Here is a 17,965-nt window from a genome sequence, read left to right as displayed (position 1 = left end):
GGGATCCGGCCATGGAACTCACCACCGTCTGGTTCGTCATCATCGCCTTCCTGTGGACGAGCTACTTCTTCCTGGAGGGATTCGACTTCGGCGTCGGGATGCTGATGCCGCTCCTCGGCCGCGACGACGTCGAGCGCCGCGTCGTCATCAACACCATCGGGCCCGTCTGGGACGGCAACGAGGTGTGGTTCATCGTCGCCGGCGCCGCCACGTTCGCCGCGTTCCCCGAGTGGTACGCCACCCTGTTCAGCGGCTTCTACCTGCCGCTGCTGGCGATCCTGCTCGCGCTGATCGTCCGCGGCGTCGCGTTCGAGTACCGCGGCAAGCGGGACGACGCGCGGTGGCGGGCCCGCTGGGACCGGGCGATCTTCTGGGGGAGCCTCGTGCCCGCCTTCCTGTGGGGCGTCGTGTTCTCGAACATCGTCCGGGGCGTGCCGCTGGACGCCTCGCACGACTACGCGGGGACGCTGCTCGACCTGCTCAACCCGTACGCGCTGCTCGGCGGGCTGGCCACGACCTCGCTGTTCGTCCTGCACGGCGCGGTGTTCCTCGCGCTGAAGACGTCCGGAGAGATCCGCTTCCGGGCGCGCCGCGTCGCCAGCATCGCGGTCGTCGCGGCGATCGCCGCCGGCGGGAGTTTCCTGCTGATCACCCAAGTCCAGCACGGCAAGCCGGTGACCTGGCTGACCGCCGGTGGCGCCGCCGCCGGGCTGCTGCTCGCGGCTGCCGCGAACCGGCGCGGGCGCGAGGGCTGGGCGTTCATCGGCACCGGCGCCGCCATCGTGCTCGCCGTCGCCACCCTGTTCACCGCGCTGTTCCCGGACGTCCTGCCCTCGACCCTCGCCTCCGGCGGCCTGACCACGGACAACGCCGCGTCCAGCGACTACACGCTGAAGATCATGACGTGGGTCGCCGCCGCGTTCACCCCGATCGTGATGATCTACCAGGGGTGGACGTACTGGGTGTTCCGCAAGCGGATCGGCACCTCCCACATCCCCGCGGCGCCGAAGAAGAAGCCGGAGCCGGTGCGGTGAAGCCCCTCGACCCGCGCCTGCTGCGCTACGCCCGGACGACCCGGATCTTCCTGCTGGCGTCGGTGGCGCTCGGCACCGCCACCGCCGCGCTGATCATCTTGCAGGCGACGCTGCTCGCGGACATGCTCACCCGGGCGTTCCTCGGCGGCGCCTCGCTCCGCGACCTGCGCACCCCGATGCTGCTCCTGCTCGGCGTCGTGGCCGGCCGGGCGCTGGTCGCCTGGCTGCAGGAGGTCGCGGCGCACCGCTCGTCCGCCGCGGTGAAGTCGCAGCTGCGCGGCCGGCTGCTCGCCCACGCGATGGCGCTCGGGCCGCGCTGGCTGTCCGGCGAGCGCAGCGGCGAGCTCGCCACCCTCGCCACCCGCGGCATCGACGCGCTGGACGACTACTTCTCCCGCTACCTGCCGCAACTCGTCCTCGCGGTGATCGTCCCGGCGGCCGTCGGGCTGCGGATCCTGCTCGGCGACTGGCCGTCCGCCGTCACGATCGCGGCGACGCTGCCCCTCGTCCCGGTCTTCGCGATCCTCGTCGGGCTCACCACGCGGCGGAAGATGGACCGGCGGTGGCGGACGCTGTCGGTCCTCGCCGCGCACTTCCTCGACGTCGTCGCCGGCCTGCCCACGCTCAAGATCTTCGGCCGGGCGCGGGCGCAGGCCGACCGGATCCGCGAGGTCACCGACCGGCACCGGCGCGCGACGATGGCGACGCTGCGGATCGCGTTCCTGTCCGCGCTCGTGCTGGAGCTGCTGTCGACGCTGTCGGTCGCGCTCGTCGCCGTGTCGATCGGGCTGCGGCTCGTCGACGGCGGGCTCGGGCTGGAGACCGCGCTGCTCGTCCTGGTCCTGGCGCCGGAGGCATACCTGCCGCTGCGGCAGGTCGGCGCGCAGTACCACGCCAGCGTCGAGGGCCTCACCGCCGCGTCGCGGATCTTCGAGGTGCTCGAGACGCCGCTGCCCGCCGCGGGGACCCGATCGGACGTTCCGGACCTCTCGCGCGCGACCCTCCGGCTGGACGGGGTGACGGTGACCTACCCCCGCGGCCCCGCGCTCGCGGACTTCTCGCTGACCGTCCACCCCGGCGAGACGGTCGCGCTGGTCGGGCCGAGCGGCGCCGGGAAGTCGACCGTGCTGTCGGTGCTGCTCGGGTTCGTCCGGCCGGACGCCGGGCGCGTCCTGGTCGACTGGACCGACCTCGGCGACCTCTCCCCGGACGCCTGGCGCGAACGGATCACCTGGGTCCCGCAGCGCCCCTACCTGTTCGCCGGGACGGTCGCCGACAACATCCGCCTCGGCCGCCCGGACGCATCGGACGCCGCGGTTCGGGACGCCGCCGAGGCCGCGAACGCGCTGGAGTTCATCTCGGCCCTGCCGAACGGGTTCGCGACGGTGCTCGGCGACCGGGGATCCGGGCTGTCGGCGGGCCAGCGCCAGCGCATCGCCCTCGCCCGCGCCTTCCTCCGCGACGGGCCGCTCCTGCTGCTGGACGAGCCCACCTCCAACCTCGACGGCGAAAGCGAGGCCGCCGTGATCGACGCCGTCGAGCGCCTGAAGGCCGGACGGACCGTCCTGCTCGTCGCGCACCGCCCGGCCCTCACCACGCTGGCCGACCGGGTCGTCGCCGTCGCGCCCGCGGCGGTGACGGCATGATCCTCCGGCTGATCAGGCTCGCCCGCCCGGCGCGGGGACGGCTGCTGCTCGCCGTGCTGTTCGGCGTCCTGGCCCTCGGCAGCGGCGTCGGCCTCATGGCGACGTCCGCATGGCTCATCTCGCGCGCGGCGCAGCATCCGCCCGTGCTGATGCTGATGGTCGCGATCGTGGCCGTCCGCGCGTTCGGCCTAGGCCGCGGCGTGTTCCGCTATGCCGAACGCCTCGTCGGCCATGACGCGACGTTCCGCATCCTGGCCGATCTACGCGCGCGCGTGTACGAGCGGCTGGAACGGCTCGCGCCCGGCGGACTTCCCGCGTTCCGTGGCGGCGACCTGCTGAACCGACTCGTCGCCGACGTCGACGCCGTACAGGACCTCTTCCTCCGTGTTCTGCTGCCCTGCACGGTCGCCGTCATTGTGGGCGGGGTTTCGGTAGGGCTTGCATGGGCGCTGCTTCCTTCGGCAGGCGTCGTTCTGCTGCTCGCCTTGCTCGTTGCGGGCGTCGCCGCGCCCTGGTTGTCGTCCGCTATAGCGCGCCGGGCCGAGCGCCGGACGACCGACCTGCGCGGCGAACTGACGTCCCATGTCGTCGACACCCTCCAGGGCGCGCCCGAACTCATCGCCTACGGCGCCGCACCGGCACAGCTCGCCGAAGCCGCCCGCCTGGACCGCGCCTTCACCCGCGCCACCGCGCGTTCCGCCACGTCCGCGGGCCTCGGCGCGGCCGTCTCCGCCCTCGCCGGAGGGCTGGCCGTATGGGGTGCCCTCGCCGTGGGCGTCCCCGCCGTCCGCTCCGGCGCCCTCGACGGGGTGCTGCTCGCGGTGATCGTCCTGCTGCCGCTGGCCGCGTTCGAGGTCGTCGCCGGGCTGCCGCTGGCCGCCCAGCACCTGGAGCGCGTCCGCCGTTCGGCCGCGCGGATCTTCGCCGTCCTGGACGCTCCGGTGCCGGTCGAGGACCCGTCCGCCCCCTCACGGCTCCCCGCCGCGCCCCACACCCTCCGGATCGAGGACCTCCGGGCCCGGTGGACGCCCACCGCCCCCTACGCCCTCGACGGCGTCTCCCTCGACCTCGCGCCGGGCCGCCGGTGCGCGATCGTCGGCCCGTCCGGCTCGGGGAAGACGACCCTGACCTCCGTGCTGCTCCGCTTCCTGGAACCCGCGTCCGGCTCGGCGTCCCTGAACGGCGTCGACCTGCGCGCGCTGACCGGCGACGACGTCCGGACGGTCATCGGCCTGTGCGCGCAGGACGCGCACCTCTTCGACTCGACGATCGAGGAGAACGTCCGCCTCGCCCGTCCGACCGCCACCGACGAGGAGATCCGCGACGCCCTGCGCCGCGCCCGCCTCCTCGACTGGGTCGACGCGCTGCCTCGCGGCCTCGCCACCCGCGTCGGCGAGCACGGCGCCCGGGTGTCCGGCGGCCAGCGGCAGCGCATCGCCCTGGCCCGCGCCCTGCTCGCCGGCTTCCCGATCCTGCTCCTGGACGAGCCCGCCGAACACCTCGACACCGCGACCGCCGACGAGCTCACCGCCGACCTGCTCAGCGCCACCGAGGGCCGGATGACCCTGCTCGTCACCCACCGCCTCACCGGCCTGGACGCCGTCGACGAGATCATCGTCCTGTCCGAGGGGCGCGTGGCGGACCGCGGAACCCACGCCGAGCTGGTCTCCCGGCCCGGCCTCTACCGCACCCTGTGGCAGCGCGAGACCGAGCATCCGGTCATCCCGGGACGCGAACTCCCGCCTCGGGCGACGCGTCGTCCTCGACCGGGGACGGCTCCCGGCGCCACGGCAGGAACCCGCAGGCCGCGATGAGCAGCACGCCCGCCACCGCGATGGCCGCCCGAACCCCCACGAACCCTGCCAGCACACCCCACACCGCAGTGAGAAGAGCGATGGCCGTGCGCGAACTGACCGTCCAGGCGGTCACCATCCGGGCGACCTTCCCGGCCTCGACCAGCTCGAGCCTCCGCGTCGCGTAGATGGGGTTGAACACCCCCATGCAGGTGATGATCCCGAACTCCATCGCCATCACCAGCAGGAGCGCACCGATCCCCGTCCCGACGAACGCCAGCCCGACCAGCCACAACGCCCTGCCCACCCCGAACACGAGCATGATCGCGCGCCGCCCGTAGCGCTGGACGAGCGGCCGGGAGACCCGCGCACCGAAGATCCCGCCCACGCACGGCACCCCGAACGCCAGCCCGTACTCCAGCGGCGAGAACCCCAGATCGTGGAGCATCAGATACGTCAGCAGCGGAGCCGTCGCCATGATGAGCGCCCCGGTGAGCACGCTGTTGGCGAACAGCAGCCGCAGCTCCCGCCGCGCCGCGATCACCCGCCACCCCTCGCCGATCTCCGCCCACCGCGACGCGCCGGCCGTCCGCTCCGGCGGCTCGGGCTCGGGCGCCGCGATCTTCCGGACGCCCAGCGCCGACAGCACGTAGCTGACCGCGTCCAGCAGCACCGTGACCACCGGTCCCAGCACCCCGATCAGCGCCCCGCCCGCCGGCGGCCCGACCGCCGTCGACATCCACTGCACCGTCTCGAACCTGCCGTTGGCCTCCATCAGCTGCCGCTGCGGCACCAGCGCCTTGAGATGCGCCCCGCTGGCCCCCCGGAACACGATGTCCGCCAGAGCGACGACCACCGCCACCACGAGCAGGTGCACGTACGTCAACGCCTCCAGCCCGTACGCGATCGGCACCGTCGACAGGACCGCGAACCGCAGCAGATCCGCCCGGACCATCAACCGCCGCTTGTACTGGAACTCGATCCACGGCCCCAGCGGCACCGCGAGCAGCGCGGCCGCCGTTCCGCTCGTCGCGGCGATCATGGACACCTGCGCCGGCCCCACGTGCAGCACCAGGACGGCGATCAGCGGGAACGCGTCCATCGCCAGGAAGGTCCCCAGCGTGCTCACCGTGTAGGCGCGCCACAGCCACGCGAAATCCCGCCCGAGCCCGTCTCCCCGTCTCTTCATCGCCGACGATCAAACACCCGCCGCCCGCCGCCCACAAACAACGCCCCGTCCGGCACCCACAACCCCTCGTTGTACCGGACGCCCGCCCCTGACGACTCAGTGCCCGGGCGAAGCACCCAGCAGCGGACCGATCACCCGGTAAAGACACTCGGCCACATCCGGCCGATCCCGGAGTGCGTCGTCCAGAATGGCGCGCCAGCACCCCGCCTCTTTGAAATAGACGTCGTCCTCCTGCAGCCGCAAACGGGTCTCCAGCAACCGCGTCTCATATCTCGTCCCCAGGCACCGCCCGACCTCACCGCACAACCACCAGCACAGATCACTGCCCGCCGCCGACACCAATACCCGCGCCGCATCGAACGCGACCCGCTGCGGACTCACCCCTGCCATGACCGGAAAATACGTCCGAGACCCCCGGCTGTCGACAGTCACCGCCCGCGCCACCGGCAGGCTTCGTCCGCCCAGGCGAGATCCACGCTGTTCCCCTGCGATCCCCTCTCCCACGAACGCGAGGCGAAGCGCTTCCAACACGAAAACGCAGACCGCAGTCACGACCTGGGCTCCGGTTCAGCGCGAACGGGGCTCTAACGCTCTGGCAGGGTCGCATGCGGACGCGTGGGCGCGATGTCGATCATTGTGTTGGTGATCGCCCACCGCTCGTGGTCTCGCCAGGCCCCATCGATGTACAGAAGCTCGGGCGAGCACCCCTCATAACGGAAGCCGGCCCGTCGAACCAGATTGATGGAGGCGTGGTTGTCCGGCTGTATCTGAGCTTCGAGCCGGTGAAGCTGCAACTGCTCGAAGGCATAACGCACGACCAGCGTCACTCCTTCGGTCATGTATCCCTGACCGGCGGTAGGAGCGAAGGCGGCATAGGCGATCGACCCGGACTGGAACCGTCCCCGAATGATGCTGTTGATGTTGACCACACCGGCGATGGCTCCACTGCCGCGCAAGCAGACCAGCACCGACTCCTCATCGGGCCGCGCGTACCGCCTGACATAAGCCCGGTACTGCTCCGGCGTGCTCGGCAGAGACATCCACGGCCCGTGCAGTTCCGCGCTGGCTCGCACCAAGCCAATGAACTCGTCCTGATCCCGACCAGCAAGGTGACGCAGGGTAACCCGGCCGGAGTCGTCCGGTCGGTCGGCCTGGAAGACATCGATCGCCCCATCGTTCACGAACGCGACGCTACCGCCCCTCCGAAGAAAAGGCGGAAGAGAAGCCCCCCGACAGACGAGAGCCCAGGCCGGCCTTCAGTCCTGACCTGGGCTTTCGAGTGGGTGGAGCCTAGGGGATTCGAACCCCTGACACCCGGCTTGCAAAGCCGGTGCTCTACCAACTGAGCTAAGGCCCCTCGGCGCGTCAAGCTTACCGGTGGTCGGCGGGCGCCGCGTCATCGAGCGGGGCGGGCAGGAGGAGGTCGGGGAGGGCGGCGACGCTCGGGAGGACGTGGGTGGCGCCGGCGGCGAGGAGGCGGTCGCGGTCGTGGGCGCCGGTGAGGACGCCCGCGACGATCGACGCGCCGGAGCGGCGGCCGGTCAGCATGTCGTTCGCGGTGTCGCCGCAGACGGCGATGTGCCGGACGTCGCCCGCGCCGAGGCGGAGCGCGGCGGTGAGGACGAGGTCGGGCCACGGGCGGCCGCGGCCGGCGTCCTGCGGGCACAGCGTCAGGTCGACGCGGTCCCACCAGCCGAGCGCGTCCAGGACGCGGGCCTGGGTGCGGCGGCCGAACCCGGTCAGCAGGCACACGCGCACCCCGGCGCCGCGGATGCGCTCGAGCGCGCGTTCGGCGCCGGGTACGGGGCGCAGGCCGTGCCGGTCGACGAGCTGGTCATAGGACCGCTCGAAGGCCAGGTGCGCGGCCTGGGCGCGCGGCTCGTCGAAGAGCGAGCGGAAGATCTCGATCTTCGAGCCGCCGCGTGACTCGCGGATGCGGACCATGGCGCGGTCGTGGGCCGCCGTGCCGGAGGCGATCCCCAGGGCGGCGATCGCCTCGGCGAAGGCGGTCTCGACCGTGCCGCCGTCCGCGACGGTGGTCCCGGCGAGATCGATGCAGGCGATGGAGATCGGCGCCGCACCGCTCACGCCGGGGCCCGGTGGCGCCGGCGTCTCAGCTGTCGGACGACGTGGCCTCGGTCCACAGGTCGAGCTCGGCGCGGTCCTGCTGGAGGCGGCGCCAGACGGCGAAGCCACCGAGGGCGACGACGGCGAGAATCAGTAGCTTCTTCACGGTGTGGACCCCTTCACCTCGACTATGAAGTCTCAACCCGGGGTAGATACGAATCAGTGTCTGCTCCCCCAGGCTCACCGCAGCCTAGCAACCGATCCCGGGCGGTCCGCACCCACTCGCCGGTATCGGACCGATCGTCCAATCCCGGGTGCCGCCTCCGCGCGGCGCCGCCGGGCAGGGCGCGCGGCGAGGCGGCCCGAGGGACGACCCTCGGGAGTGGCGATGGCTGAGGACGACTTCCGGCGCTGGGAGCGCGAGTTCGACCCGGGCGCGCCGGACGGGGAGACGCCGGCCGGCCGGGGGCTGGTCTGGGCGTCGGCGGCGACGGCCGCGGGCTGCGCGCTGCTGATCATGCTGGGGGACGTGCGGCTCGGCGCGGCGGGGCTGGGGCTGTCCTCGCTCATCCTGCTGCTGTGGCGGATCGGTTTCTGATCGATCCGGCGTTCCCGCATGGAGACAAAAGCGGATCTTGGAGTGATAATCCGGGCAGTCCCGCTTGATCGGCGGGACGGGACCGGCGCGCCGCTCCCCGGGCCTGCAGGGCCCGCGCGCGCCGCCCGGAGGAGGTCCGTTCATGTGGATCGGCAGGACGAGCATCATCGGCGCGGCGGCGCTCACCGCGACGGCCCTGGCGGCGGTGCCCGCGCGGGCGCAGGCGGCGGACGCGACGGTGGTGCCGGTCCAGGTCACCGGTGATCCGGCCAAGCGGTTCAACCTGGTGGTCATGGGCGACGGCTACACGGCGGCGGACATGCCGAAGTTCCGCGCCGACCTCGACAAGCACCTCAACGACATGTGGACGATCGAGCCGTTCAAGTCGTACCGCAGCTACGTCAACGTGTACGCGGTCGAGATCACGTCGGCGCAGTCGGGAGTCAGCTGCGACCCTGATCTGTCCTCACCGCGCCGTACGACGCCGCTCAGCATGGCTTTCTGGAGCGGATGCAAGCAGGACGGTCTGCAGCGGCTGCTCGTGATGGATTCCGCTGCGGCGAAGAAGTACGCGGACATGGTGCCGGGCACCAACGCGGGCAATCGGCAGATCCTCGCGATGGCCAACAGCGACACCTACGGAGGCGCCGGCGGTACGTACGCCACGTCCTCTGGCGGGAACGCCATGTCGGCCCTCATCGCACCGCACGAACTCGGGCATTCGCTAGGCGGGCTCGATGACGAGTACGACTACTACCAACGGGGTGTGCCGGGCGGTACGTACACCGGTCCGGAGCCCGCGTCCATCCATCACACGTTGCTGACCGTCGAGCAGATGAAGGCGCAGAAGCAGAAGTGGTGGCGCTGGTTGGGAGAGCGCAGCGAAGCGGGCGGCGTCATAGGCCGCTATGAGGGCGGCCTCTATTTCAGCAAGGGCGTATGGCGGCCGAGCCAGCACTCCATGATGAAGACGCTCGGCTACTACTACGACCAGGTCGCCCGGGAACGGATGACGCAGCGCATCTCCGGCAAGGTCAACCTCGTCCAGGCGCAGACGCCCACGGACGCGCCTGTAGGCGACGACCGTGTCCTGTGGGTGGAGGCCCTGCACCCTACGGGGCACCAACTGTCGGTCACGTGGTCTGCTGACGGGAAGGTCGTAGGGAAGTCGCCGAACCTCGACCTCAGGCGCCTCCATCTAAGGAAGGGCACGCACACCGTCAACGCGACGGTCACCGACCCGACCGGCTTCGTGCGGGACCCCGCCATACGCGCGTCCGCGGCGCTCACCCAGGTCCGTACATGGACCGTCAACACGCGCCTCAAGACGCCTGCAGACAACGTGCCCCTGGACTTCACCTCGTCCACTCCCACTGACGAGCCCGTCGGCGCCGAGTCCGTCGTCTACGCGGAGACGACCCATCCCGCTAAGAAGACGCCGGTCGTCCATTGGGAACTCGACGGACGGCGTGTGCGCAGCAGCGAACGCGACATCGCGCTAGGGCGTTTCCATCTGCGCAGTGGCACGCACACACTCATCGCAAGGGTCGGCTCCAAAACCCGTAGGTGGACGATCGACGCGCAGCGTCCGACCGTCAAGGTCCAGCTATCGGACGCTGCGCAGGCTCGTCCGGGGCGCACTCCCGAGTACGTCTTCAACGGACCGTTCACCATGAAGCTGACGGGCGCGGACGACCGTCCGGGCGTGGTCGTGTCCGAGTTCCGCGTGGACGGCGACGGCTGGTTCAACTACTTCGGCTGGCCGACCGACTCGACCGCGCCGTGGCGGTTCTCCGAGAACGGCACCGTGATCGACTCGCTGACCTACGGCAGGCTCCCCAAGGGGCGGCATACCGTCGAGTACCGGGCGACCGATCCGGCGGGCAACACCGGCCGGCCGGAGCGGTTCACCGTGACTCTTCGCTGACCGGCACGTCGACGGCGGGCGCGGCCGGGAGGGTCGCACCCGGCCCGGCGGGCGCGCGGCGGACGGTCGCGAGCACCGAACCGCCGAGGATCAGCGCGAACGAGGCGATGATCGTCCCGGTGAGCGGCTCGTCGAGCAGCAGCACGCCCGCGACGACCGCCACGGCCGGGTTCACGTAGGTGAACACCATCGCCCTGGACGTGCCCGCCTCCCGGATGAGCTCGAAGAACACGATGAAGGCGAGCGCGGTGCAGACCAGGCCGAGGCCGCCGAGCGAGACCAGGACGCGCCCGCTCGGCACCGCGTCCGGCCAGGTCGCGGCCGCCGGGCCCGCGTACACCACCGCGGCGATCGTCAGCGATGCGGCGGCCATGTGCAGGCTCGGCAGATCCTGCAACCGGCGCGTCGCGATCATTGGGGCGATCGAGTAGCCGAGCGCCACCAGCATGACCTCGCCGATCGCCCACGCGCTGCCGCCACCGAGGTGCGGACCGGCCAGCACGCCGACGCCCGCCAGGCCGACCAGCAGCCCCGCCCACCGGACCGGCCCGAGCCGTTCGGCGTCGCCGGTCAGCCGGGCGAGCACCACCCCGATGATCGGCACCGCCGCGATCAGCAGCCCGGTCATCGAGCTGGTCAGCCGGTGCTCGGCGTCCGACAGCAGCGCCCACGGGCCGAGGATCTCCACCGCCGTGAACACCAGCAGCGGGCGCCAGTGCCGCCGGACCGGGCCGAACCCGCCGGACCGGGCGGCGATCGGCACCAGCACCAGCGCGCCGAGCGCGGTCCGCGCGAACACCAGCACGGGCACCGACACGCCCTCGACCGCCACCTTGATCATCAGGTAGGGGATCCCCCACAGCACGCTCATCAGCGCGAACAGCAACCAGCCGCGGCGACTCACCACGTCCTCCGTTCCGGATCGGCCGCCCGGCCCCCATCGCCGGGCACCGGGTCAGGATGCGGGGCGGCGGCGGGCGCGGTCTTGAACGCTGTTGCGGTACGCGCCGGGCGTCACGCCGACGACCCGGCGGAACCAGCGGGTCAGGTGCGCCTGGTCGGCGAACCCGACGAGCGACGCCGCCTCGGCGGGCCTGTGCCCCGCGTCCAGCAGCGTCCGCGCCCGCGCCACGCGGTGCTGCGCGAGCCACGCGTACGGCGGCATCCCCATCGAGTCACGGAACGCGCGCAGCAGCTGGTACCTGGACAGGCCCAGGTCGGCCGCCACCTCGGCGAGCGTAGGCGGGCTCACCAGCTCGTCGGACAGCCGCGCCGCGACCGCACTAGCGATCCCGGACGAAGCCGGCGAACCGCCCTGCTCCCGCGCCCCTCGGACGGCATGCCGGCGGACGAGCGTGCCGAGCAGGCCGAGCAGCCGGCTCTCGCCCTCCAGCGGGTCGTCGCCCAGCCGCAGCGACCGGTGGGCGAGCCGCAGGCTGCGCGCCAGCCCCGGATCGTCGATAATCGGCTCACCGAAATGCGGGGCCCCGCGGTCCCAGCCCGCGGCCGCCCCCACCAGCTCGGCCGTGGGGTAAAGGCACAGGTAGGCGAAGCCGTCCTGGTCGGCCGGGCCGCCCGTGTGCGCCTCGCCCGGCTCGATCACCACGATGCTGCCGGCCGCCGAGTACAGCCGCTCGCCGCGATACCGCATGGTCTCCAGGCCGTCGACGCACACGCCGATCGCGAACTCGTCATGGATGTGCGGCGCGTAGTGCCGGTGGCCGATCCGCGCGTTCAGCAGGTCGAGCGAGGCGCCCTGGATGCCGTCGACGCGCGTCCACACCGCCCGGTCCGGCGGGCGCCCGTCAGGCGGAGAAGACGTGCCGGATCCGCCAGCGGTCCCGGTCACGGCCGAGCTCCGCGACGGCCACGCCCTCCGCGCCGACGACCCGGACCCGGTAGACCCGGCCTTCCTGGGGCGTCCCGTAGGTCTTCAGGACCGCCTCGACGGCGTAGCGCGACCCCCGCCACTCGTACGCGGTGAGCCGTCCGGAGTGGTCGTGCTCGGCCCGGACCGGCTCGTTCAGAAGGTGCCCCATGAGTCCGGGAGCCTAGCACGCGTTCGAACAAATGTTCGCAGGTCGGAGGCCCTCCGCGCGGCGCCGCGTCCTCCGCGCCGCCCGCGGCCGCCCGAACCCCGTCATCCACAGGCTGGGGGCAACGTTTCACACATCCTCCGACCCCTGCGAACAGGCTTTCCGAGCGCCGGCTCCACAGCGAAATCCCCAGGCGACGGGGCCTTTCGAACATGTCATCGACACTCGGCGGCGGACCGCCGCACCGTCCACAGCGCACCTTACTCGTACACAGTTTCCACACCCTGTGGATAACTGGCGTGCACAACCTGGGTACGGCCGCCGTCCGGCGCCGTCCACCATTCTTCCCCAGCCGACCCCCGAACCCCAGGACCGTTGTCCACGTCGTGGATAACGCGTTGACCAGCAACAAGGCCACCCGCACCACCTGCTCGCGCACAAGACGTTCACAACCTGTGGGCAATCACCCTCCACAGGCCCCGCCGATCGGTGGACGGCCCCGCCCACCGGCAATCCCCAATCACGTCCCCAGCCCCCGACTGTGGACGACCGGACGATCCTGGAGCCGAAGGTCCAAATCGAGGGGCTGGAGGACCTCATTGCCCACCCCACTGGCCCTCTGGAGGCCTTCCACGAATTCCACGAAGCCTGTGGATAACAGCGGCTCCCGATGGCCGTACCGACCACCGTCCACCGTTCGTCCCCACCCCGGTTTCCTGGGGATATCCGCGTCCACCCAGGCCACCAGCACTCCCGCACCCCAGGCGGCCACCAATCCACATCCTGTGGATAACTCTGTTCACACCCCTGTGCCGAACGGCCACAGGCAGGCGAAGATCTTCCCACGGCCCCATCCCCAGATCCATCTCCCTCTCGGGTGGGGGCCGCCGGTTCCCCGCGCAGGACGATGCGCGCCCGCCCCCGCGCCGTGCGGGCGAGCCCCGGACTGGGCGACACCACCGTGGCCTATGCGTTGATCAAGCATCGTGATGCGTCCCGGCCCGCCAGAGGAACCGTGACGATCAATCCCGGCGGCCCCGGCGACTCGGCGATCGCATCCGCCACCACGTATGCACTGATGTTCGGCGATCTACTACAAGACCATGACGTGCTACTCGTCGATCCGCGCACGCGGCTACACCTCCGCAGAGATCGCCGACGACATCGACACCGTCCGGGTCAAGCTGGGAATCAGGCGGCTGGACCTGTTCGGGGAGTCCTACGGCACCTACCTGATGACGGTCTACGCCCAACGGCACCCCGAACGGGTGCGCTCGCTCGTGCTGTCGAGCGCCTACCCGCTCGCCATGGACATGTGGGGACGCCCCAACGCGCGAGCCGCACGCCGGACACTGCAACTGCTCTGCCAACGCAGCGCCGGCGCCTGCAACGGTGACCACGTACTGCACGACATCGCGCAACTCTCCCAGCAGCTCCGCTCCGTCCTGGTGACCTCCGGCGACCTGGACGCCAACACCCCGACCGAGGCGGGCCGGCAGGCCGCACGCCAATTCCGCCGCGCCCCGGTCCTAGAGGTGCCCAACGTAGGCCACGTCGCCGAACACGAACCCAGCGGCTGCGTGGCCGCCATCCAGACAGCCTTCATCCGAGACCTGCGAACCCCCGACACGTCCTGCCTAACCCAAAATCCCACCCGTCCCCGTACACCCCTAATGACACGATCAGAACCGGCACGCTGATTTTGATCACTACCGTGCGGGCCACGCCTCAGGCGTCCGATCACGGGGCCCGGCCGCGACCGTAAGGGGCGGAAGCCCCGAGCGGGGGGTGTAGGGGGCGGAGCCCCCACAGGGGGGCGTGGGGGGCGGAGCCCCCCACATCGGGGGTCCGGGGGTCGCCCCCCGGGAGACATGACGAAGGAGTGGCGGCCCACGCTCTGCGTGGGCACACCACTCCCAATCTCCGAAGTGGGCCTAGGTGGACTTGAACCACCGGCCTCATCCTTATCAGGGATGCGCTCTAACCGACTGAGCTATAGGCCCGTACTGCCGCCGCCTCGCGGCGCAACCAGAGATTACCGCATGTGGAACGGCAACCGGAAATCGATTGGCGGGCGGCGGCGGGGTCGCGCTATTCGGCCTCCTTGAGGGTGACCTCGACGCCGCCGACGAGGTCGGCGGCGAGGTTGTAGATGACGGAGCCGACCGTGGACAGGGCGGTGATGAGGAGGACGTTCAGGGCGCCCACGATGACGGTGTAGCCGAAGACGCGGGCGAAGGAGAACCAGTTGCCGGCGTCGACGCCGCCGTCGGTCTCGCCCTGCTGCTTGGTGAGGCTGTTGATCGTGTCGCTGATGGCGTCGAAGACGCCGAGGCCGGACAGGATCATGTACAGCACCACGACGGCGACGAGCAGGACGACGAAGCAGACCAGCGACATCACGAAGCTGAACTTCATCACCGACCACGGCTCGAGCCGGGCCAGCTGGAGCTGGGCCTTGCGGGCCGGCTTGGTCTGGGCGGGCGTCCTGCTGGAGTTCACCGGGGCGACGGCGGCGGAGGGGCGGTCCTTCAGGACGGTGCCGGCGAAGCCGGAGCCGGGGCGGCCGGAGCCGGAGGAGTTGCCGGACGCGCCGCCCGACGCGGCGGCCGCGGACGGGGCCGGGGGCTTCTCCGTCCGGCCCGTGGAGACGGACCCGGACGGCTCGGCGGGCTTCGCCCAGTTCGCCGGGCCGGGCCGCTTGCCGGACGCCGGGCCCTTGGGCGGCTGCTCGGCGGCGGTGTCCTTGACCGGGGCGATCTCCGGGGCGTCGGCCTTCTCCGCCTCGTCCTTGACCTGGGCGAGGTCGATCCTGGTCTCGCCGGCGCCCGAGGACGGCCCCGACGACCCTGTCGACCCAGGCGAACCCGACGAACCCGCCGTGGTGCTCGCGCCGTTCTCCGAGGCGGCGTCGGAGTCGATCTCGACGGTGGCCTCGTCCCGGGCCGGCTTCGCGGACGCGGCGGCGACGGTCTTGCCGCCGGGCTTGTCCGCGGCCTTGCCGGTCGCGGCCGGGCGGCCGCCGGGCCTGCCGGCGCCCCCCCTGCCGCTCCCGCCCTTGCTGTTGCCGGGCTCGGTGCTCACGTGTCCTCCTGGCCTAGCGGCGCGGTGAGGAGAAGTACGTCACTCACCATCGCCCCCCTCGGCGTCGACTGAGTCCTCAATGGTGGACTCTACGTTCCTCGCGATCGCGACCACGCTGTCCCCCTCGGCGAGGTTCATCAGGCGGACGCCCATGGTCTGCCTGCCGGACTGCTTGATCTCCGCGGCGCTGGTGCGGATGACGCCCCCGTTGGAGGTCATGCCGAACACCTCATAGTCCGGACGGACCATCAGGGCCCCTACCAACCTGCCGCGAGATTCCACGATCTTAGCGGTGAGAACTCCCTTACCACCCCGCCCCTGGACGGGGTACTGGTCGACGGGGGTGCGCTTGGCGTAGCCGCCCTCGGTCGCGACCAGGACGTCGTGCTCGGCGTCCTTCACGACCAGCATGTTCAGGACCTCCTGGTCCTCCTCGAACCGCATGCCGATCACGCCGGAGGTGGCGCGGCCCATCGGCCGCAGGGACTCGTCGTCGGCGTGGAACCGGATCGCCTGGGCGCCGGTGGACACCATCAGCAGGTCGTCGGCGGAGGAGACGAGCCGGGCGGCGATCACCTCGTCGTCGTCGACCAGGTTGATCGCGATGATGCCGCCGGTGCGGGGCGAGTCGAAGTCGCGCAGCGCGGTCTTCTTGACGCGGCCCTTCTTGGTGGCGAGGACGAGGTAGGGGGCGACCTCGTAGTCGCGCAGGTCCATGACCTGGGCGATGTGCTCGTCGGGCTGGAAGGCCAGCAGGTTCGCGACGTGCTGGCCGCGCGAGTCGCGCCCGGCGTCGGGCAGCTCGTACGCCTTCGCCCGGTACACCCGGCCCTTGTTGGTGAAGAACAGGATCCAGTGGTGCGTCGTGGTGACGAAGAACTGGTCGACGATGTCGTCCTGCTTCAGCTGCGCGCCGCGGATGCCCTTGCCGCCGCGCCGCTGCGCCCGGTACAGGTCGGTCTTGGTGCGCTTGGCGTAGCCGCCGCGGGTGATGGTGACGACGACGTCCTCTTCGGCGATGAGGTCCTCGTACGACACGTCCCCGTCGAACGGGATGATCTGGGTGCGGCGCTCGTCGCCGAACTTCTCGACGATCGGGGCCAGCTCGTCGCCGACGATCTGGCGCTGCCGCTCCGGCGAGGCGAGGATGTCGTTGTAGTCGGCGATCTCCGCCATGAGCTTGTCGTACTCGGCGGTGATCGCCTGGCGCTCCAGGGCGGCGAGCTTGCGCAGCTGCATGTCCAGGATCGCCTGCGCCTGGATCTCGTCGATGTCCAGCAGGTTCATCAGGCCCTGCTGGGCCTCCGAGGCCGACGGCGACCGGCGGATCAGCGCGATGACCTCGTCGATGCGGTCGAGCGCCTTCAGCAGCGCGCGCAGGATGTGGGCGCGCTCCTCGGCCTTGCGGAGCAGGAACCGGGTGCGGCGGACGATGACGTCGATCTGGTGCGTCACCCAGTGCCGGACGAACTGGTCGACGCGCAGCGTGCGCGGCACGCCGTCGACGAGCGCGAGCATGTTCGCGCCGAACGTCTCCTGCAGCTGGGTGTGCTTGTACAGGTTGTTCAGGACGACCTTGGCGACCGCGTCCCGCTTGAGGACGATCACCAGGCGCTGGCCGGTGCGGCCGGAGGTCTCGTCGCGGACGTCGGCGATGCCGTCGAGCTTGCCCTCCTTGACCGACTCGGCGATCTTCAGCGCGAGGTTGTCCGGGTTGACCTGGTAGGGGAGTTCGGTGACGACCAGGCAGGTGCGGCCCTGGATCTCCTCGACCTCGACGACGGCCCGCATCGTGATGGAGCCGCGGCCGGTGCGGTAGGCCTCCTCGATGCCCTTGCGGCCGACGATCAGGCCGGCGGTCGGGAAGTCGGGGCCCTTGATCCGCTCGATCAGCGCCTCGAGCAGCTCCTCGTCGGACGCGCCGTAGTTGTCCAGGAACCAGCGCACGCCCTCGGCGACCTCGCGCAGGTTGTGCGGCGGGATGTTGGTGGCCATCCCGACCGCGATGCCGGCGGACCCGTTGACCAGCAGGTTCGGGTACCGCGACGGCATGACGTCCGGCTCCTGGGAGCGGCCGTCGTAGTTGGGGGAGAAGTCGACGGTCTCCTTGTCGATGTCGCGCAGCAGCTCCATCGCCAGGGGCGCCATGCGGCACTCGGTGTACCGCATGGCCGCGGCGGGGTCGTTGCCGCGCGAACCGAAGTTGCCGTTGCCGTCGACCAGCGGGTACCGCATCGACCACGGCTGCGCCAGGCGGACCAGCGCGTCGTAGATCGCCGAGTCGCCGTGGGGATGGTAGTTCCCCATGACGTCGCCGACGACGCGGGCGCACTTGAAGTAGCCGCGGTCGGGCCGGTAGCCGCCGTCGTACATCGCGTACAGGACGCGGCGGTGGACCGGCTTGAGTCCGTCGCGGACCTCGGGCAGCGCGCGCGCGACGATGACCGACATCGCGTAGTCGAGATAGCTCTTCTGCATCTCGACCTGGATGTCGACGGGTTCGATCCGCTCGCCCGGGTGTCCACCCTCTGTGGTCACGTCCGTCACTCTCAAGACCTCTTCTGCTAGCTGGGAAGGAAGTACGACGCCCG

The 17,965-nt window shown here is 71.1% G+C and carries 16 protein-coding genes and 2 tRNA genes; 6 read left to right on the top strand and 12 right to left on the bottom strand.

All coding sequences use genetic code 11. The features are described from left to right. The first annotated feature begins 11 nt into the window (after positions 1–11). The 3 genes from cydB to cydC are packed head-to-tail and all read left to right on the top strand — an operon-like array spanning position 12 to position 4,494. Positions 12–1,034 (top strand): cytochrome d ubiquinol oxidase subunit II, encoded by a 1,023-nt coding sequence (gene cydB / locus QP089_RS20945; RefSeq protein WP_285913410.1) that lies wholly within the window; start codon positions 12–14, stop codon positions 1,032–1,034. Further along, entirely contained in the window at positions 1,031–2,680 is a 1,650-nt protein-coding gene (gene cydD / locus QP089_RS20940; protein ID WP_285913409.1) for a thiol reductant ABC exporter subunit CydD, read from the top strand. Before cydB ends, cydD begins: the two co-directional genes overlap by 4 nt. Beyond that, entirely contained in the window at positions 2,677–4,494 is a 1,818-nt protein-coding gene (gene cydC, locus QP089_RS20935; RefSeq protein ID WP_285913408.1) for a thiol reductant ABC exporter subunit CydC, read from the top strand. Before cydD ends, cydC begins: the two co-directional genes overlap by 4 nt. On the opposite strand, the gene QP089_RS20930 is transcribed toward cydC, so the two are convergent. From QP089_RS20930 to QP089_RS20905, 6 genes are all read right to left on the bottom strand, one after another. After that, positions 4,400–5,662 (bottom strand): MFS transporter, encoded by a 1,263-nt coding sequence (locus tag QP089_RS20930; RefSeq protein ID WP_285913407.1) that lies wholly within the window; start codon positions 5,660–5,662, stop codon positions 4,400–4,402. The two genes, cydC and QP089_RS20930, sit on opposite strands and share 95 nt — an antisense overlap. Before the next feature lie 96 nt (positions 5,663–5,758). Next, the gene (locus QP089_RS20925) at positions 5,759–6,052 is read right to left on the bottom strand and encodes a hypothetical protein (RefSeq protein WP_285913406.1); all 294 of its coding nucleotides are present in this window, start codon (positions 6,050–6,052) and stop codon (positions 5,759–5,761) included. Between the two features lie 194 nt (positions 6,053–6,246). Then, complete coding sequence (locus QP089_RS20920; protein WP_285913405.1) at positions 6,247–6,843, bottom strand: GNAT family N-acetyltransferase; 597 nt, start codon at positions 6,841–6,843, stop codon at positions 6,247–6,249. A 103-nt stretch (positions 6,844–6,946) separates the two neighbouring features. After that, positions 6,947–7,019: transfer RNA gene (locus tag QP089_RS20915), tRNA-Ala, on the bottom strand. A 14-nt stretch (positions 7,020–7,033) separates the two neighbouring features. Further along, on the bottom strand, positions 7,034–7,750 hold the full coding sequence (locus tag QP089_RS20910; RefSeq protein ID WP_285913404.1) for an HAD-IA family hydrolase: 717 nt from the start codon (positions 7,748–7,750) through the stop codon (positions 7,034–7,036). Positions 7,751–7,775: 25 nt separating this feature from the next. After that, entirely contained in the window at positions 7,776–7,895 is a 120-nt protein-coding gene (locus QP089_RS20905; protein WP_211238580.1) for a DLW-39 family protein, read from the bottom strand. A gap of 222 nt (positions 7,896–8,117) precedes the next feature. On the opposite strand from QP089_RS20905, the gene QP089_RS20900 reads away from it, so the two are divergent. Next, on the top strand, positions 8,118–8,327 hold the full coding sequence (locus QP089_RS20900; protein WP_285913403.1) for a hypothetical protein: 210 nt from the start codon (positions 8,118–8,120) through the stop codon (positions 8,325–8,327). A gap of 142 nt (positions 8,328–8,469) precedes the next feature. Then, positions 8,470–10,254 carry a M64 family metallopeptidase gene (locus QP089_RS20895; RefSeq protein ID WP_285913402.1) on the top strand — a complete coding sequence of 595 codons (1,785 nt, stop codon included), beginning with the start codon at positions 8,470–8,472 and terminating at the stop codon, positions 10,252–10,254. Here the strand turns inward: QP089_RS20895 and QP089_RS20890 are convergent. Genes QP089_RS20890 through QP089_RS20880 form a run of 3 tightly spaced genes read right to left on the bottom strand, consistent with a single transcriptional unit; the run spans position 10,235 to position 12,293 of the window. Next, positions 10,235–11,158, bottom strand: a complete 924-nt coding sequence (locus QP089_RS20890; RefSeq protein ID WP_285913401.1) for a DMT family transporter — start codon at positions 11,156–11,158, stop codon at positions 10,235–10,237. The genes QP089_RS20895 and QP089_RS20890 overlap by 20 nt on opposite strands. A gap of 51 nt (positions 11,159–11,209) precedes the next feature. Beyond that, positions 11,210–12,037: a helix-turn-helix transcriptional regulator gene (locus QP089_RS20885; protein ID WP_285913400.1), complete on the bottom strand. Its 828-nt coding sequence runs from the start codon at positions 12,035–12,037 to the stop codon at positions 11,210–11,212. Between the two features lie 22 nt (positions 12,038–12,059). Further along, positions 12,060–12,293: a hypothetical protein gene (locus tag QP089_RS20880; protein WP_285913399.1), complete on the bottom strand. Its 234-nt coding sequence runs from the start codon at positions 12,291–12,293 to the stop codon at positions 12,060–12,062. A 1,100-nt stretch (positions 12,294–13,393) separates the two neighbouring features. Here QP089_RS20880 and QP089_RS20875 point away from each other — a divergent pair. Then, complete coding sequence (locus QP089_RS20875; RefSeq protein ID WP_285913398.1) at positions 13,394–13,990, top strand: alpha/beta fold hydrolase; 597 nt, start codon at positions 13,394–13,396, stop codon at positions 13,988–13,990. Between the two features lie 229 nt (positions 13,991–14,219). Here QP089_RS20875 and QP089_RS20870 read toward each other — a convergent pair. The 3 genes from QP089_RS20870 to gyrA form a co-directional block, all read right to left on the bottom strand. Further along, a tRNA-Ile gene (locus tag QP089_RS20870) sits at positions 14,220–14,293 on the bottom strand. Between the two features lie 88 nt (positions 14,294–14,381). Beyond that, positions 14,382–15,374, bottom strand: a complete 993-nt coding sequence (locus QP089_RS20865; protein ID WP_285913397.1) for a DUF3566 domain-containing protein — start codon at positions 15,372–15,374, stop codon at positions 14,382–14,384. A 39-nt stretch (positions 15,375–15,413) separates the two neighbouring features. Continuing rightward, the gene (gene gyrA / locus QP089_RS20860; RefSeq protein ID WP_285913396.1) at positions 15,414–17,921 is read right to left on the bottom strand and encodes a DNA gyrase subunit A; all 2,508 of its coding nucleotides are present in this window, start codon (positions 17,919–17,921) and stop codon (positions 15,414–15,416) included. Positions 17,922–17,965: the final 44 nt, after the last annotated feature.

Source organism: Actinomadura opuntiae (assembly GCF_030283205.1).
In the GTDB taxonomy this organism is placed as follows: domain Bacteria; phylum Actinomycetota; class Actinomycetes; order Streptosporangiales; family Streptosporangiaceae; genus Spirillospora.
The sequence above is the reverse complement of the archived record's forward strand: the minus strand, read 5'-3'. Positions and strand labels throughout refer to the sequence as shown.

What these genes read in the sequence shown, in the direction of transcription:
- cydB (WP_285913410.1), top strand. Translation starts at nt 12, where the DNA reads ATGGAACTCACCACCGTCTGGTTCGTCATCATCGCCTTCCTGTGGACG.
- cydC (WP_285913408.1), top strand. Translation starts at nt 2,677, where the DNA reads ATGATCCTCCGGCTGATCAGGCTCGCCCGCCCGGCGCGGGGACGGCTG.
- QP089_RS20930 (WP_285913407.1), bottom strand. Translation starts at nt 5,662, where the DNA reads ATGAAGAGACGGGGAGACGGGCTCGGGCGGGATTTCGCGTGGCTGTGG.
- QP089_RS20925 (WP_285913406.1), bottom strand. Translation starts at nt 6,052, where the DNA reads ATGGCAGGGGTGAGTCCGCAGCGGGTCGCGTTCGATGCGGCGCGGGTA.
- QP089_RS20900 (WP_285913403.1), top strand. Translation starts at nt 8,118, where the DNA reads ATGGCTGAGGACGACTTCCGGCGCTGGGAGCGCGAGTTCGACCCGGGC.
- QP089_RS20895 (WP_285913402.1), top strand. Translation starts at nt 8,470, where the DNA reads ATGTGGATCGGCAGGACGAGCATCATCGGCGCGGCGGCGCTCACCGCG.
- QP089_RS20880 (WP_285913399.1), bottom strand. Translation starts at nt 12,293, where the DNA reads ATGGGGCACCTTCTGAACGAGCCGGTCCGGGCCGAGCACGACCACTCC.
- QP089_RS20875 (WP_285913398.1), top strand. Translation starts at nt 13,394, where the DNA reads ATGACGTGCTACTCGTCGATCCGCGCACGCGGCTACACCTCCGCAGAG.